General features: G+C 70.6%; 16 protein-coding genes, 3 tRNA genes and 1 riboswitch. Of the genes, 10 read left to right on the plus strand and 9 right to left on the minus strand.

Annotated features, from left to right (window positions below):
* The 4 genes from FHT26_RS28490 to FHT26_RS28505 all read right to left on the minus strand — a co-directional run.
* Positions 1-335 (minus strand): GTP-binding protein (locus tag FHT26_RS28490; protein WP_210427649.1); only part of this gene is annotated, 335 nt, incomplete at its 3' end.
* Positions 336-390: 55 nt separating this feature from the next.
* Positions 391-465 (minus strand) — tRNA-Thr (locus FHT26_RS28495).
* A 95-nt stretch (positions 466-560) separates the two neighbouring features.
* Positions 561-634, minus strand: a tRNA-Gly gene (locus tag FHT26_RS28500).
* Positions 635-755: 121 nt separating this feature from the next.
* Positions 756-841: transfer RNA gene (locus FHT26_RS28505), tRNA-Tyr, on the minus strand.
* A gap of 140 nt (positions 842-981) precedes the next feature.
* Here FHT26_RS28505 and FHT26_RS28510 point away from each other — a divergent pair.
* Entirely contained in the window at positions 982-1608 is a 627-nt protein-coding gene (locus tag FHT26_RS28510) for an outer membrane beta-barrel protein (RefSeq protein WP_168563456.1), read from the plus strand.
* 18 nt (positions 1609-1626) lie between these two features.
* Here FHT26_RS28510 and FHT26_RS28515 read toward each other — a convergent pair whose 3' ends face one another.
* From FHT26_RS28515 to FHT26_RS28535, 5 genes are all read right to left on the minus strand, one after another.
* Complete coding sequence (locus FHT26_RS28515; RefSeq protein ID WP_349238238.1) at positions 1627-2340, minus strand: uracil-DNA glycosylase; 714 nt, start codon at positions 2338-2340, stop codon at positions 1627-1629.
* Complete coding sequence (trpC, locus tag FHT26_RS28520; RefSeq protein ID WP_168563457.1) at positions 2337-3125, minus strand: indole-3-glycerol phosphate synthase TrpC; 789 nt, start codon at positions 3123-3125, stop codon at positions 2337-2339. The genes FHT26_RS28515 and trpC overlap by 4 nt, the downstream gene beginning before the upstream one ends.
* Positions 3122-4156, minus strand: coding sequence for an anthranilate phosphoribosyltransferase (gene trpD, locus FHT26_RS28525; protein WP_168563458.1), 1035 nt, complete (start codon positions 4154-4156; stop codon positions 3122-3124). The genes trpC and trpD overlap by 4 nt, the downstream gene beginning before the upstream one ends.
* Positions 4157-4174: 18 nt before the next feature.
* Positions 4175-5185 carry a low-specificity L-threonine aldolase gene (ltaE, locus tag FHT26_RS28530; RefSeq protein WP_168563459.1) on the minus strand — a complete coding sequence of 337 codons (1011 nt, stop codon included), beginning with the start codon at positions 5183-5185 and terminating at the stop codon, positions 4175-4177.
* 85 nt (positions 5186-5270) lie between these two features.
* Entirely contained in the window at positions 5271-5855 is a 585-nt protein-coding gene (locus tag FHT26_RS28535) for an anthranilate synthase component II (protein ID WP_168563460.1), read from the minus strand.
* A gap of 234 nt (positions 5856-6089) precedes the next feature.
* Positions 6090-6327, plus strand: a riboswitch (cobalamin riboswitch).
* A gap of 84 nt (positions 6328-6411) precedes the next feature.
* Here FHT26_RS28535 and FHT26_RS28540 point away from each other — a divergent pair.
* Genes FHT26_RS28540 through FHT26_RS28580 form a run of 9 tightly spaced genes read left to right on the plus strand, consistent with a single transcriptional unit; the run spans position 6412 to position 14386 of the window.
* Positions 6412-7716, plus strand: a complete 1305-nt coding sequence (locus FHT26_RS28540) for a cobyrinic acid a,c-diamide synthase CobB (protein ID WP_168563461.1) — start codon at positions 6412-6414, stop codon at positions 7714-7716.
* Positions 7713-8507: a precorrin-4 C(11)-methyltransferase gene (cobM, locus tag FHT26_RS28545; protein ID WP_168563462.1), complete on the plus strand. Its 795-nt coding sequence runs from the start codon at positions 7713-7715 to the stop codon at positions 8505-8507. Before FHT26_RS28540 ends, cobM begins: the two co-directional genes overlap by 4 nt.
* Positions 8504-9400: a sirohydrochlorin chelatase gene (locus FHT26_RS28550; RefSeq protein WP_168563463.1), complete on the plus strand. Its 897-nt coding sequence runs from the start codon at positions 8504-8506 to the stop codon at positions 9398-9400. Before cobM ends, FHT26_RS28550 begins: the two co-directional genes overlap by 4 nt.
* Entirely contained in the window at positions 9375-10067 is a 693-nt protein-coding gene (locus tag FHT26_RS28555) for a precorrin-8X methylmutase (protein WP_168563464.1), read from the plus strand. The genes FHT26_RS28550 and FHT26_RS28555 overlap by 26 nt, the downstream gene beginning before the upstream one ends.
* On the plus strand, positions 10064-11170 hold the full coding sequence (locus FHT26_RS28560) for a cobalt-precorrin-5B (C(1))-methyltransferase (RefSeq protein ID WP_168563465.1): 1107 nt from the start codon (positions 10064-10066) through the stop codon (positions 11168-11170). The genes FHT26_RS28555 and FHT26_RS28560 overlap by 4 nt, the downstream gene beginning before the upstream one ends.
* On the plus strand, positions 11163-12476 hold the full coding sequence (gene cbiE / locus FHT26_RS28565; RefSeq protein WP_168563466.1) for a precorrin-6y C5,15-methyltransferase (decarboxylating) subunit CbiE: 1314 nt from the start codon (positions 11163-11165) through the stop codon (positions 12474-12476). The genes FHT26_RS28560 and cbiE overlap by 8 nt, the downstream gene beginning before the upstream one ends.
* A complete protein-coding gene (gene cobI, locus FHT26_RS28570) occupies positions 12473-13258 on the plus strand; it encodes a precorrin-2 C(20)-methyltransferase (RefSeq protein ID WP_168563467.1) in 786 nt (261 codons plus the stop codon). The genes cbiE and cobI overlap by 4 nt, the downstream gene beginning before the upstream one ends.
* A complete protein-coding gene (locus FHT26_RS28575; RefSeq protein ID WP_168563468.1) occupies positions 13251-13994 on the plus strand; it encodes a cobalamin biosynthesis central domain-containing protein in 744 nt (247 codons plus the stop codon). Before cobI ends, FHT26_RS28575 begins: the two co-directional genes overlap by 8 nt.
* Complete coding sequence (locus tag FHT26_RS28580) at positions 13991-14386, plus strand: cobalamin biosynthesis protein (RefSeq protein ID WP_168563469.1); 396 nt, start codon at positions 13991-13993, stop codon at positions 14384-14386. Before FHT26_RS28575 ends, FHT26_RS28580 begins: the two co-directional genes overlap by 4 nt.
* Positions 14387-14391 lie beyond the last annotated feature (5 nt).

The raw sequence follows: 14391 nt of genomic DNA on the forward strand, positions 1-14391 counted from the left end.
GGGCCGTCTGCCGCCGACACCACCAGGATCGCGCCGTCCATCTGCGCCGCACCCGTGATCATGTTCTTCACGTAGTCCGCGTGCCCCGGGCAGTCCACGTGCGCGTAGTGGCGGTTCGCCGTCTCGTACTCGACGTGCGCGGTGTTGATCGTGATCCCGCGCGCCTTCTCTTCCGGCGCCGCATCGATCTGGTCATACGCCTTCGCCTCGCCGCCGAACTTCGCCGACAGCACCGTCGTGATCGCCGCCGTCAGCGTCGTCTTCCCATGGTCCACGTGACCAATCGTGCCAACGTTCACGTGCGGCTTGGTCCGCTCGAATTTGCCTTTTGCCATTTTTCGCGCTCCTAGCGGTCGAGATTGACAGTGCTGAAAACAGTACCGGGAAAACTGGTGCCCATGGCGCGGATCGAACGCGCGACCTCTCCCTTACCAAGGGAGTGCTCTACCACTGAGCCACATGGGCAGGTCTCTTGTGCCTCGTCGACACAGGGCTGACAACCTCTGGCAGTCAAGCCTCTGACGACACTTCCATTGCAACAAGCTTCTCTTGCAACGTTCTGGAGCGGGAGACGGGAATCGAACCCGCGTCATTAGCTTGGAAGGCTAGGGTTCTACCATTGAACTACTCCCGCCCGGGAGCCCCACCCGCCCCAGCCGACCCCCCATCGAGGCCCGCACCGGAACGGTCTTGCAACAACGTCCTAAGAAGCTCTAGCAACCTGCTTCTAGCAACTTACCGAATATGTTTCGCCGTGGTGGAGGAGGCTGGATTCGAACCAGCGTAGGCGTAAGCCAACAGATTTACAGTCTGCCCCCTTTAGCCACTCGGGCACCCCTCCGCGGCGAACTCGGGACTATACATCGAGTTGAGGCCCCTGACAAACCGAGGCCGCAAAAAACGGCCTCGCGGCGGTCGTCCAGGGCCGGGATAATCGCGCCCGCCCCAGCATTTTCGCGGGTGACACGGAGGAGAGACCCCATGAAGAAGATTGTTCTGGCCGCCGCGCTGCTCGCGCTGTCGGCCGCTGCCCAGGCCCAATCCGACAACACGTTCAACAACAACAGCGGCCCCGGCGTGCGGCTGCGCCCCTTCGTCGGCCTCGGCCTGACCTGGGGCGGCGACAAGCTCGATTCGGTCGAGTTCGAGGACGGCTACAGCACGACGATCCGCGCCGGTGGCCTGGTCGACGTGAAGGCCGGCGTCGACGTGCATTTCGACAGCCCGTTCTCGGCCCAGATCAGCGTCGGCTACCACTTCCAGACGGTTCGCGGCGAGACGCGCCATGGCGACGACGGCCGCAAGACCTTCGACCGCTACCCGGTCGAGGTGCTGGGCCACTGGGACCTGAACGACCAATGGCGGATCGGCGGCGGGCTGCGCTGGTCGCAGAACGCGAAGTTCTCGTCCAGCGGCGCACTCGACGTCGGCAACGTCGAATTCGACTCGTCGACCGGCGCCGTGATCGAAGGCGAGTACTTCATGACGCGCGCGATCGCGCTGAAGCTGCGCGCGGTGCACGAGAAGTTCACGCTCAAGGGCTACTCGACCGCGCCGGAATACGATGGCAGCCACGTCGGCTTCTACATCAGCTACTACTTCAACTGACGCCGAGCCGCTGGAGCCTCACCGGCTCCAGTCGATCGGGCCGCCGTGCGCCTGCAGGTGCCGCTGCGCGGCACCGAAGTGCCCGTTGCCGATGAAGGGCACCGGCGGGCGGCGCGCCGACAGCGGCGACGGATGGTTCGACGCCAGCACCAGCGCGTCGGGGCCACCGGTGTCGCGGATCAAGGCGGCGAACTGCTGCGCATGCGCCCCCCACAGCAGGTAGACGCAGGGCCGGCGCCGACCCGCGACCGCCGCGACGATGCGCTCGGTCAGCGGCTCCCAGCCATGGCGCGCATGGCTGGCAGGCGCGGCCTGCTCGACGGTCAGCGTCGTGTTCAGCAGCAGCACGCCCTGCGTGGCCCAGCCGGACAGGTCGCCGGTCGCCGGCGCCGTGCCCAGGTCGCGCACCAGTTCCTTGAAGATGTTGCGCAGGCTCGGCGGCAGCGCGATACCCGCCGGCACCGAGAACGCGAGTCCGTGCGCCTGGCCCGGGCCGTGGTACGGGTCCTGGCCGAGGACCAGCACCCGCACGTCGGCCAGCGCGGTCAGCTCGAGCGCGCGCAGCGGCTCGGGCGGGTAGACCACCGCCCCGTCGGCGACGCGCCGGTCGACGAAATCGACCAGGCCCCGCCCCGCGGCCGATTCGCGCCACGGCTGCAGCAGCTCGCGCCAACCGGCCGGCACCGCGTCGAGCAGCTGCGCCAGCGGCGTCGTCAGCGACGCCGAATTCACCGGAACAGCTCGGCCAGCGCCGCGCCCGGATCAGGCGCCCGCATGAAGGCCTCGCCGACCAGGAAGGCGTGCACGTTCGCGTCGCGCATGCGCTGCACATCGGCGCGCGCGAGGATGCCGCTCTCGGTCACCAGCAGCCGGTCGCCGGGCACCCGCTTCAACAGGCCGATCGTGGTGTCGAGCGTGACCTCGAAGGTCCGCAGGTTGCGGTTGTTGATGCCGACCAGCGGCGTCTTCAGGCGCAGCGCGCGATCGAGTTCGGCGCCGTCGTGCACCTCGACCAGCACCGACATGCCGAGCGCCTGCGCCTGGGCTTCGAGGTCGGCCATCTGCGCATCGTCGAGGCTGGCGGCGATCAGCAGGATGCAGTCGGCCCCCATCGCGCGCGCCTCGAACACCTGGTAGGCGTCGACCATGAAATCCTTGCGCAGCACCGGCAGCGCGCAGGCCGCGCGGGCCGCCTTCAGGTAGTCGACCGAACCCTGGAAGAACTGTCGGTCGGTCAGCACGCTGAGGCAGGCCGCGCCGTGCTTCTCGTAACTCGCGGCAATCTCGGCCGGCACGAAATGCTCGCGCAGCACGCCCTTGCTGGGGCTCGCCTTCTTCACCTCGGCGATCACCGCGGCCGAGCCGGCGGCGATCTTGTCGCGCAGCGCCTGCGTGAAGTCGCGCAGCCCGCCCAGCGACTCGGCCTCGCGCCGCAAGGAGGCTTCGTCGTGCAGCTTGCGTGCCGCCGCGATCTCGTCGCGTTTCACCGCGACGATCTTGTCCAGGATGTCGCTCATGCCGTCTTGAACCGGTTGGTCACCGCGACGAACTGGCTCAGCTTGGCCAGCGCCTTGCCCGAGGCCACCGCCTCGCGCGCCATCCGCACGCCGTCGCTGACCGACGACGCAACGTTCGCGCAGTACAGCGCCGCGCCGGCGTTCAGCAGCACGATGTCGCGCACCGGCCCGTCTTCGTTCGCGAACGCGCGCTGGATGCACTGCACCGACTCGGCCCTGTCGGCCACCTTCAGCACGCGGGTGTCGTAGACCGGCATGCCGAAGTCGCTCGGGTGCACGACGTACTCGCGCACCTCGCCGTTCTTCAGCTCGCCGACCAGCGTCTCGCCGGACAGCGAGATCTCGTCCATGCCGTTCATGCCGTAGACCACCATCACGTGCTCCGAGCCGAGGCGCTGCAGCACCCGCACCTGGATGCCGACCAGGTCGGCGTGGAACACTCCCATCAGCTGGTTCGGCGCGCCGGCCGGGTTGGTCAGCGGGCCGAGGATGTTGAAGATCGTGCGCACGCCGAGCTCCTTGCGCACCGGGCCGGCATGCTTCATCGACGCATGGTGGTTCGGCGCGAACATGAAGCCGATGCCGCTTTCCTGCAGGCACTGCGCGACCTGCGTGGCATTCAGGTCGACGTTGGCGCCAAAGGCTTCCAGCACGTCGGCGCTGCCGGAGCTCGACGAGACGCTGCGCCCGCCGTGCTTCGCGATGCGCGCACCGGCCGCCGCCGCGACGAACATCGCCGCGGTCGAGATGTTGAAGGTGTGCGCCGCATCGCCGCCGGTGCCGCACAGGTCGACCAGGTGCGTCGTGTCGGCCACCACCACCGGCGTCGCGAACTCGCGCATCACCTGCGCGGCGGCGGCGATCTCGCCGATGGTTTCCTTCTTGACGCGCAGCCCCATCGACAGCGCGGCGATCATCACCGGCGACATCTCGCCGCTCATGATGCGGCGCATCAGCGTCAGCATCTCGTCGTGGAAGATCTCGCGGTGGTCGATGACGCGGGCCAGGGCTTCGGTGTTGCTGATGGACATGGTTCGTCTCTCGATGAATCAGGCGTTCATGTGCTCGCGCACCGCGGCGATCGCGCGGTCGACGCCGGCGGCATCGACGTCGAGGTGCGTGACGAAGCGCAGCCGGTACAGCCCGGTGGCGAGCACGCCGCGCGACTTCAGGTGGTCGATCAGGCCGGCGGCCTTCGGGCCCTGCACGTCGACGAACACGATGTTGGTCTGCGGCGGCTCGACCGCCACGCCCGGCACGTCGCGCAGGCCGGCGGCCAGGCGCTGCGCGAGCGCGTGGTCGTCGGCGAGGCGCTCGACGTGGTGGTCGAGCGCATGCAGCACCGCGGCCGCCAGCACGCCGGACTGGCGCATGCCGCCGCCGAGCATCTTGCGCCAGCGGTGCGCGCCGTGGATGAAGGCCTTCGAGCCGACCAGCGCCGAGCCGACCGGCGCGCCCAGGCCCTTCGAGAAGCAGACCGACACGCTGTCGAAGTGCGCCGCGATCTCGCGCGCGGCGATGCCCTGCTTCACCGCGGCATTGAAGAGCCGCGCACCGTCGAGGTGGGTCGCGAGGCCACGCCGGCGCGCGAGGCCGGTCGCATCGGCCAGGTAGGCCTGCGGCAGCACCTTGCCGCCGAGCGTGTTCTCGAGGCACAGCAGCCGCGACCGCGCGAAGTGCGCATCGTCGGGCTTGATCGCGGCTTCGATGTCGGCGAGCGCCAGCGTGCCGTCGGGCTGGTGCTCGAGCGGCTGCGGCTGCACGCTGCCGAGCACCGCGGCCCCGCCGCCTTCCCAGCGGTAGGTGTGGGCCATCTGGCCGACGATGTACTCGTCGCCGCGGCCGCAGTGGGTCATCATGCCGACCAGGTTGCTCTGCGTGCCGGTCGGCACGAACAGCGCGGCCTCCTTGCCCAGCAGCGCGGCGATGCGCTCCTGCAGCGCGTTGACGGTCGGGTCGTCGCCGAAGACGTCGTCGCCGACCTCGGCCTTCGCCATGGCTTCCCGCATGGCCGGTGTCGGCCGCGTGATCGTGTCGCTGCGAAGATCGACAACGTTCATGACAACCCCTCGGTCGATGAGTACATCGCCCGATCCCCCGAGGGGATGCGGGCCGGCTTGGGAACGACCCGGCGCTCGGCCCGCCTCATGCACGCAACTCCAGGAAGTTCTTCAGCATCGCGTGCCCGTGTTCGGTGAGGATGGATTCGGGGTGGAACTGCACGCCTTCCAGCGGCGTCTTCGTGCCGGCCAGCGCGGTGTGGCGCACGCCCATGATCTCGTCGTCCTGCGAGGTCGACGTGACCTCCAGCTCGGCCGGCAGCGTCTCTCGCTCGATCACCAGCGAGTGGTAGCGGATCACGGTGAACTGCTGCGGCAGCTCGGTGTACACGCCGCGCTTGTCGGTGGTGATGACGTCGGTCTTGCCGTGCATCTGCGTCTTCGCGCGGATGATGTGGCCACCCAGCGCGGCGCCGATCGCCTGGTGCCCGAGGCAGACGCCGAGGATCGGCATCTTGCCGGTGAACTCGCGGATCGCGTCGACGCAGATGCCGGCCTCGGCCGGCGAGCACGGCCCGGGCGACAGCACCAGCTGGTCGGGCTTCAGTTCGCGGATGCCGTCGAGCGTGATCTCGTCGTTGCGGAACACGCGCACGTCCTCGCCGAGCTCGGCGAAGTACTGCACCAGGTTGAAGGTGAAGGAGTCGTAGTTGTCGATCATCAGCAGCATGTGCTCGGGCCTCTGGATTCAGTGGGTTCGGGGCGGGTGCCGGCCGACGGCGGTGGATCGCGTGGGCGGGCAGGGGCGCGGCGGAAGACTGGGGCGCCCGCGCAGGCGCCATGAGGTGGGTTCAGGTCGTTGGCTTGCGCCAACGCCAACCGCGGAGCGTCGCTGTGAATGAACGCGTGGAGACCATGGAGCCGCATTATGGCTGCGCGGCATGGATCAGGGAAGACACGCGGGTATCATGCCGCCCACGTTGGTGCTCGCCGCGGCCGTCCGGCTGCGGCAGTGAAACGGGAATCAGGAAGACGAGCCCAGTCGGGGCGGATCCAACCTGAGCTGCCCCCGCAACGGTAAGCGGACGCCCTCCCCGGAGAGCGCTCCCGTGCGAATCACCCACTGTCGGCCCCGTGCCGATGGGAAGGGTGCACGGAAGATGTCCGCCAGCCCGGAGACCGGCCAACCCAGTGGGTGCGCGCTCGCGGCAACGCGGCGCACGCCTGTTCACGAAACCCTGCGGGGAAGCAGGGCGACGGCCGGTCTGTTGCGAGTTGTCCGTTCCATGGAAGTCCCTGAGCTGCGCCCCGTGCGCTGCCCTGCCCTGCTGGTGTCCGCGCCGGCCTCGGGCCAGGGCAAGACCAGCGTCACCGCGGCGCTCGCGCGACTGCACGCCCGGCGCGGCCGCCGCGTGCGGATCTTCAAGGCCGGCCCCGATTTCCTCGACCCGATGGTGCTCGCCCGCGCGTCAGGCGCCCCGGTCCACCAGCTCGACCTGTGGATGGGCGGCGAGGCGCATTGCCGCGCGCTGCTGCACGAGGCCGCGCAGCAGGCCGACCTGGTCCTCGTCGAAGGGGTGATGGGCCTGCACGACGGCACGCCGTCGACCGCCGACCTCGCGCTGCGCTTCGGCCTGCCGGTGCTGGCGGTGATCGACGGCAGCGCGATGGCGCAGACCTTCGGCGCGATCGCGCTCGGCCTCGCGAGCTACCGCGACGGCCTGTCGATGGCCGGCGTGCTGGCCAACCGTGCCGCCGGCGACAGCCACGCCGGCCTGTTGCGCGACAGCCTGCCCGCCGCGCTGCGCTGGTGGGGCGCGTTGCCGCGCGACGAGCAGATCGCGCTGCCCGAACGCCACCTCGGCCTGGTGCAGGCGAGCGAACTCGACGACCTCGACGCCCGCCTCGACCGCGCCGCCGATGCGCTCGGCCCCGATGCCGGCGAACTGCCGCCCGCGGTCAGCTTCGAACCCGGCAGCGCGGAACCCGTCGAACCGCTGCTGCACGGCGTGCGCATTGCCATCGCACGCGACACCGCGTTCTCGTTCCTCTACACCGCCAACCTCGCGCTGCTGCAGGCGATGGGCGCCAGCCTCGTGTTCTTCTCGCCGCTGCACGACAGCGCGCCGCCGCCGTGCGACGCGATCTGGCTGCCCGGCGGCTACCCCGAGCTGCACCTGGACGCGCTGGCCGCCAACCGCTTCATGCACCAGGCGTTGCGCGACCACCATGCCGCCGGCACGCCGATGCTGGCTGAATGCGGCGGGCTGTTGCTGCTGCTGCAGGCGCTGACCGACGTGCAGGGCCGGCGCGCCGCGATGGCCGGGCTGCTGCCGGGCCATGCGGCGATGCAGACGCGGCTGGCCAGCATCGGCCTGCACGAGGCCGCGCTGCCCGAAGGCACGCTGCGCGGCCACAGCTTCCACTACTCGCGGCTCGAATCGCCGATGGCGCCGCTGTGCACCACGCAGCCGCTGCGCGCCGGCCGGCGCGGCGAGGCGGTGTACCGCAGCGGCCGGCTGACGGCCTCGTACTTCCACGCCTATTTCCCGTCCAACCCCCAGGCCGTCGCACGCCTGTTCACGCGATGAGCGCCCTGCCCGGTCGCGTCTGGTTCGTCGGCGCCGGCCCCGGCGACCCCGAGCTGATCACCGTGAAGGGCCGCGGGCTGATCGAGCGCGCCGGCGCGATCCTGTTCGCCGGCTCGCTGGTCAACGAGGCCGCCACCCGCTGGGCGCCGCCCGGCTGCGTGGTCGCCGACAGCAAGGACATGACGCACGAGCAGATGGTCGCGTGGCTGACGGACCAGGCCGCGCGTTGCGGCACCGTCGTGCGCCTGCAGACCGGCGACCCGGCGCTGTACGGCACGCTGATCGAACTGGTGCAGCCGCTCGACGCCGCCGGCATCCCGATCGCGGTGGTGCCGGGCGTGTCGTCGGCGATGGCGTCGGCGGCGGCCGCGGTCGAGAGCTTCACGCTGCCCGAGGTCACGCAGACGGTGATCTTCACCCGGGTCGAAGGCCGCACGCCGATGCCGCCCGGCGAGTCGCTGGCCGAGCTGGCGGCGCACCGCTGCACGCTGTGCATCTTCCTGTCGATCACGCTGCTCCACAGGATCGAGGCCGGGCTGCGCGACGCCGGCTGGCCGGACGACGCGCCGATGCTGGTGGTGCACAAGGCCAGCTGGCCCGGCGAAGAACGCATCGTGCGCGGCACGCTGGCGACCATCAAGCAGCAGTGCCGCGAAGCCGGCATCGTCAGCCAGGCGATGGTGATCGCGAGCCCGGCGCTCGGCGCGCGCGGCTGGGCCGAGCTGACGAAATCGAAGCTCTACGACGCCGCCTTCACCCACCGTTTCCGACGAGGGACGCCCCCCCCATGAACGACACCATCCTGCTGGTCGGCCACGGCTCGCGCGAGAAGAGCGGCAACGACGAGATCGAGCGCTTCACGCACCTGTGGCGCGCGCGCCATCCACAGTGGCGCACCGAGCTGTGCTTCATCGAGTTCGCCGAGATCGAGGTCGAGGAAGGCCTGGACCGCGCGGCCGCCGGCTCGCAGCGCGTGATCGTCGTGCCGCTGATCCTGAACGCGGCTGGCCACGTCAACGTCGAGATCCCGTCGCACATCGCGCGTGCCCGGCTGCGCCATGCCGGCGTGCGCTTCGACTACGCGCCGCACCTGGGCGTCTGCGAGCCGGTGCTCGCGGTGCTGCGCCGCCAGCTGAAGCAGTGCATGCACGCGCTCGACATGCCCGACCCGACCGGCACCGGCGTCGTGCTGCTCGGCCGCGGATCGTCGAACCGCGAGGCCAATGGCGAAATGGCGCGGATGGCGCGCTGGCTGTTCGAGGACGGCGACCACGAGCTGGTCGACCTGGCCTTCACCGGCATCGCGTGGCCGCGGCTCGAACGCGTCGTGCAGCGCCAGGTGCAGCTGGGCATGCGGCAGGTGATCGTGCTGCCGTACTACCTCTTCACCGGCACGCTGATCCAGCGCATCGGCCGGCAGGTCGAGCACCTACGCACGCAGTACCCGCAGGTGCGCTTCGCGAGCGGCACGCACTTCGGCTTCGAGCCGGAGATCGCGCAGCTGCTGGCCGGGCGCGTCGACGCGCTGATGCACGGCGCGCTGGCGGCGGTGCCGGTCAGCGCGGAGGCGGCGCACTGGGAGGCGCATCACCACGATCACGGACATGAACACGCCCACGGGCACGCCCATCCGCACGACCACGACCACGACCACGCCCATGCCCACGCCGAACACGGTCACTGAACAGCTGACGCGCGCCGGCCGCGCGATCGAGCACGACAGCTTCGCGGTGATCGACCGCGAGGTCGGCCCGCACGACTACGCGCCGCACCAGTGGCCGATCGTGCGCCGCATGATCCATGCGAACGCCGACTTCGACTTCAACGGGCTCACCGCCTTCCACCCGCGCGCGGTGACCGCCGGCATCCACGCGATCCTGTCCGGCCGTTCGCGGGTGGTCGCCGATGTCGAGATGATCTGCGTCGGCCTGTCGGCGCCGCGCCTGGCGCACTTTGGCATGCAAGCGCACCAGTTCATCGCCGATGCCGACGTGATCGCGCAAGCCAAGGCCGACGACACGACGCGCGCGGTACAGGCGATGCGCAAGGCGCACCGGCTCGGGCTGCTCGACGACGCGATCGTCGGCATCGGCAACGCACCGACCGCGCTGATCGAACTGGTGCGGCTGATCCATGAAGAAGGCGCGCGCCCGGCGCTGGTCGTCGGCATGCCGGTCGGTTTCGTCTCGGCCGCCGAATCGAAGGCGCTGATGGCGCAGGTCGACGACGTGCCGTGGATCGTGATCCGCGGCCGCAAGGGCGGCTCGACGCTGGTCGTCGCGGCGATCCACGCGCTTCTCAGCCTCGCCGAGGCGACGCCGGAGCATGCACCGGGGGTCCCCGCCCGATGATGGAAAAGACCGTCAAGCGCGGCACCCGCACCGGTTTCACGACCGGTGCGTGTTCGGCTGCGGCCGCGCGCGCGGCGGTGCTGGGGCTGCTGGACGGCATGGTGCCGCCGACGGTCGAGGCGCTGCTGCCGAACGGCCAGCGCGTGCGCTTCGACGTCAACGACGGCCTGTGCGACGGCCGCAGCGCGCATGCGATGGTGATCAAGGACGCCGGCGACGACCCCGACTGCACCGACAAGGCGCACCTGACCGCCGACGTGCTGCGCCTGCCCGGCGCGGCCGGCGAGGTGGTGCTGCTCGGCGGCTTCGGCGTCGGCACCGTGACGATGGCCGGGCTCGGCCTCGCGGTCGGCGGGCCGGCGATCAACCCGGTGCCGCGCCGCAACATCGAGGACAACGTGCGCGAGGCCGGCACCGCGCTGCTCGCGAGCGACGGCCTGCAGGTCACGATCTCGGTGCCGCAGGGCCTGGAGATGGCGAAGAAGACGCTGAACGCGCGGCTCGGCATCCTCGGCGGCATCTCGATCCTCGGCACCACCGGCATCGTGAAGCCGTACAGCACCGCGGCGTACCGCGCGAGCGTGGTGCAGGGCGTCGAGGTGGCGGCCACCACCGGCAGCGACACCGTGGTGCTGACCACCGGCGGGCGCACCGAGAAGTTCGCGATGGCCGAACTGCCCGGCCTGCCCGAGCCCTGCTTCGTGCAGATGGGCGACTTCCTGCGCTATGCACTCGACGCCGCGGTGAAGGCGAAGCTGCGCCGCGTCGTGATCGGCGGCATGGTCGGCAAGCTGACCAAGATCGCGCAGGGCGAGACCATCACGCATGCGAACCGTGCCGAGGTCGACACCGACCTGCTGGCCGCGATCGCCGCCAGCATCGGCGCACCGCCCGACGAATGCGCCGCCATCGCCGCGGCCGAGACCGCGCGCTTCGCCGCCGAGCGCATGGCGGTGCTGGGCCTGATCGATGCGTTCCACACCGCGCTCGCCCGCCAGGTCGTCCGTACGGTGATGGGCCGCTACCCGAACCGCTTCCGCCTCGACGTGCTGGTCTGCGACTTCGACGGCAAGAAACTCGCCGAGGCGACCTCTCATGAATGATTCGACCTCCGTTTCCGACCTGCGCCCGCCGCGCTGCCGCATCGTCGGCGTGCTCGACGACGGCGCCGCCAGCCTCGGCGCCGCGGCCCTGCAGGCACTGGCCGATGCCGACCTGGTGATCGGCGGCAAGCGCACGCTGGCGCTGCTCGAAGCGCGCATCCAACCCGAGGCCGAGCGCCGCACGATCGGCGGCCTGGCCGCGGTGGCCGAAGACATCCGCCAGGCGCAGGCGGCCGGCAAGCGCTGCGTGGTGCTGGCCACCGGCGATCCGCTGTGCCATGGCATTGCCGGCTACCTCGGCATGCAGTTGTGCCTGGACGCGATCGAGGTGCTGCCCAACCTGTCGACCATCCAGCTCGCCTGTGCGCGCGTCGGGCTGGTGTGGCAGGACCTGAAGATCGAGAGCATCCATGCGAAGGACGCCGGCGAATGGCCGGGCCCCGGCGCCGCGCCGTCGCACGGGCTGTACGCGCTGGCGCAGTCGCTGCGCCGCCACGCGCGGCTCGCGGTGCTGACCAGCCCCGACAACACGCCCGACCGCATCGCGCGGATGATGCTGGCCGAGGGTTTGGCCGACGACTTCCAGATCGCGGTCGCCGAGCGGCTGCTGCAGCCCGGCGAGCGCATCGTCACCGGGGTGTCGATCGCCGACGCGGCACAGGCCCGCTTCGCCGACCCGAACGTCGTGCTGCTGTGGCGCCAGTCGGCGCGGGCCGCGCCGGTGCGCTTCGGGCTGCCGGACGCGAGCTACGAGCAGCGCCATCCCGACAAGGGCCTGATCACGAAGCTGGAGGTGCGCGCGGTGTCGCTCGCGCGCATGCAATTGCGCGACGACAGCATCGTCTGGGACATCGGCGCCGGCTCCGGCGCGGTCGGCCTGGAGGCGGCGCGGCTGTGCCCGGCCGGCCATGTGTACGCGATCGAGAAGAACGACGACGACGTCGCGATCGCCGGCCGCAACCGCGCCGCGATGGGCGTCGGCAACCACACGCTGGTGCAGGGCAAGGCGCCGCAGGGGCTGGACGGCTGGGCCGACCCGGACGCGGTGTTCATCGGCGGCTCCGGCGGCGAGCTGGCCGAGCTGGTCGCGCTGTGCCTGCGGCGGCTGCGCCTCGGCGGGCAACTGGTGATGAACTTCGTGACGATCGAGAACCTGGGCACCGCGACGGCCACGCTGACCGAACTCGGCGCCGACTGGGACGTCGTGATGCTGCAGGCCTCGCGCAGCAAGCCGATCCTGCACATGCACCGGCTCGCCGCAGAGAACCCGGTGTGGGTGGTGTGCGCGCGAAGGGCTTCCACATGATCGTCGGTCGACTGATCGGCGTCAGCCTCGGGCCGGGCGATCCGGGCCTGATCACACGCGCCGCGTGGGCGCAGCTGGAACGCCGCGACACCGTGTGGACCTACCCGACCCGCAGCACGAAGACGCCGAGCTACGCGTTCAACATCGTCGCGCGCGCCGAACTCTCGCCGCCGGCCGAGCACCTGCCGCTGCTGTTCCCGATGACGCACGACGAGGAAAAGCTGCTGCGCAGCTGGCACCGCGCGGCCGACACCGTGCTGCCGATGCTGCAGGCCGGGCGCGACGTGCTGTTCCTGGTCGAGGGCGATGCGAGCACCTACGCGACCTTCGGGCACCTGGCGCGCACCGTGAAGGCGCGCGACGAGCGCATCGCGGTCGACACCCTGGCCGGCGTGAACGCCTTCAACGCCGCCGCGGCCGCGCTCGGCCAGCCGCTCGGCGAGCAGGACGACACCATCGCCGTCGTGCCTGCGGCCTACGGCGTCAGCGCGCTCGACCGCTTGCTGCCGGAGTTCGACACGCTCGTGCTGATGAAGGTGAAGCCGCTGATCGAGGACCTGCTGGACTGGCTGCAGCGACGCGAGCTGCTGCACGGTGCCGCCTTCATCGAACGCTGCGGCGCACCCGACGAACGCGTGTTGCGCGGCGCCGAGATGCTGTCGCTGCGCGGCCAGAAGGTCAGCTACCTGTCGCTGATGCTGGTGCACAGCCACCTGCGCATCCGTGGCGAACGCATCCGCGGATGCCTGAAGAAGACGAGCCCGGAGACTTCCGATGACTGATCCCCGCATGGCCATCGTTGCCATCACGAAGCACGGCGCCGCGCAGGCCGCGCAACTGGCGGCGCAACTGCCGCACGCCCACATCGTCTGCGCCGAGAAATTCGCCGCCGCCTTCGCCGGCCTCGCGAACCCGCAGCGCGCCTACACCGCCGCATTGCGCGACGAGATCGGCCCGCTGTTCGCCGCCTACGACCAGCTGATCTTCTTCGTGTCGCTCGGCGCCGTCGTGCGGCTGATCGCACCGCACCTGAAGTCGAAGGACGAGGACCCCGGCATCACCGTCGTCGACGATGCCGGCCAATTCGTCATCCCGGTGCTGTCGGGCCACGTCGGCGGCGCCAACGCCTGCGCCGAACAGGTCGCGGCATTGCTCGGCGCGACGCCGGTGCTGACCACGGCGTCCGACGTCGGCAAGACCATCCCGGTCGACATCCTCGGGCGCCACCTCGGCTGGCAGGTCGAGGCGCCGAAGCTCAACATCACCCGGGTCTCGGCCCATGTCGTCAACGGCGAGCCGATCGCCTTCGTGCAGGAGGCCGGCAGCCCGCACTGGTGGACGCGGCCGACGCCGCTGCCGGCCAGCATCCACCGCTTCGAGCGCTTCGAAGACGTCGACCTCGCGCGCTTCAAGGCGGTGCTGTGGGTCACGCGGCGCACCGTCGACGACGCGCTGTGGCAGCAGCTGAACGAGCGCCTGGTCGTCTACCGCCCGCCGGCCGACGAGGCCGCCGCATGAGGGTCGCACTCGGGCTCGGCTGCGACCGCGGCACGCCGGTCGAGACGCTGTCGCGCGCCGTCGGCGAGGCGCTGGCGCTGGCCGGCGCGGCGCTCGCCGATGTCGCGGCGGTGGCCAGCATCACGCTGAAATCCGACGAGCGCGGGCTGCTCGACCTCGCGTCGCAACGCGGCTGGTCGCTGCACTTCTACGACGCCAGCGAGCTGGCCGAGGTGCCGGTGCCGAATCCGTCGGAGACGGTGCGCCGCTACACCGGCACGCCGTCGGTCAGCGAGGCCGCCGCACTGCTGGCGGCCGGCGCGGCACCGGCCAGTTCGCTCCTGGTCGAGAAACACATCCTGCGCGGCGACGACGGTCGCCACGCCACCGTCTCGGTCGCCCGCTGCCGCTGACTCCC

It is taken from the genome of Rhizobacter sp. SG703, from assembly GCF_012275445.1.
Lineage (GTDB): Bacteria > Pseudomonadota > Gammaproteobacteria > Burkholderiales > Burkholderiaceae_C > Rhizobacter.

Bases quoted from the DNA above. Each gene is read 5' to 3' on its own strand.
- FHT26_RS28510 (WP_168563456.1), top strand. From the start codon at position 982: ATGAAGAAGATTGTTCTGGCCGCCGCGCTGCTCGCGCTGTCGGCCGCT.
- trpC (WP_168563457.1), bottom strand. From the start codon at position 3,125: ATGAGCGACATCCTGGACAAGATCGTCGCGGTGAAACGCGACGAGATC.
- trpD (WP_168563458.1), bottom strand. From the start codon at position 4,156: ATGTCCATCAGCAACACCGAAGCCCTGGCCCGCGTCATCGACCACCGC.
- ltaE (WP_168563459.1), bottom strand. From the start codon at position 5,185: ATGAACGTTGTCGATCTTCGCAGCGACACGATCACGCGGCCGACACCG.
- FHT26_RS28535 (WP_168563460.1), bottom strand. From the start codon at position 5,855: ATGCTGCTGATGATCGACAACTACGACTCCTTCACCTTCAACCTGGTG.
- FHT26_RS28540 (WP_168563461.1), top strand. From the start codon at position 6,412: ATGGAAGTCCCTGAGCTGCGCCCCGTGCGCTGCCCTGCCCTGCTGGTG.
- cobM (WP_168563462.1), top strand. From the start codon at position 7,713: ATGAGCGCCCTGCCCGGTCGCGTCTGGTTCGTCGGCGCCGGCCCCGGC.
- FHT26_RS28550 (WP_168563463.1), top strand. From the start codon at position 8,504: ATGAACGACACCATCCTGCTGGTCGGCCACGGCTCGCGCGAGAAGAGC.
- FHT26_RS28555 (WP_168563464.1), top strand. From the start codon at position 9,375: ATGCCCACGCCGAACACGGTCACTGAACAGCTGACGCGCGCCGGCCGC.
- FHT26_RS28560 (WP_168563465.1), top strand. From the start codon at position 10,064: ATGATGGAAAAGACCGTCAAGCGCGGCACCCGCACCGGTTTCACGACC.
- cbiE (WP_168563466.1), top strand. From the start codon at position 11,163: ATGAATGATTCGACCTCCGTTTCCGACCTGCGCCCGCCGCGCTGCCGC.
- cobI (WP_168563467.1), top strand. From the start codon at position 12,473: ATGATCGTCGGTCGACTGATCGGCGTCAGCCTCGGGCCGGGCGATCCG.
- FHT26_RS28575 (WP_168563468.1), top strand. From the start codon at position 13,251: ATGACTGATCCCCGCATGGCCATCGTTGCCATCACGAAGCACGGCGCC.
- FHT26_RS28580 (WP_168563469.1), top strand. From the start codon at position 13,991: ATGAGGGTCGCACTCGGGCTCGGCTGCGACCGCGGCACGCCGGTCGAG.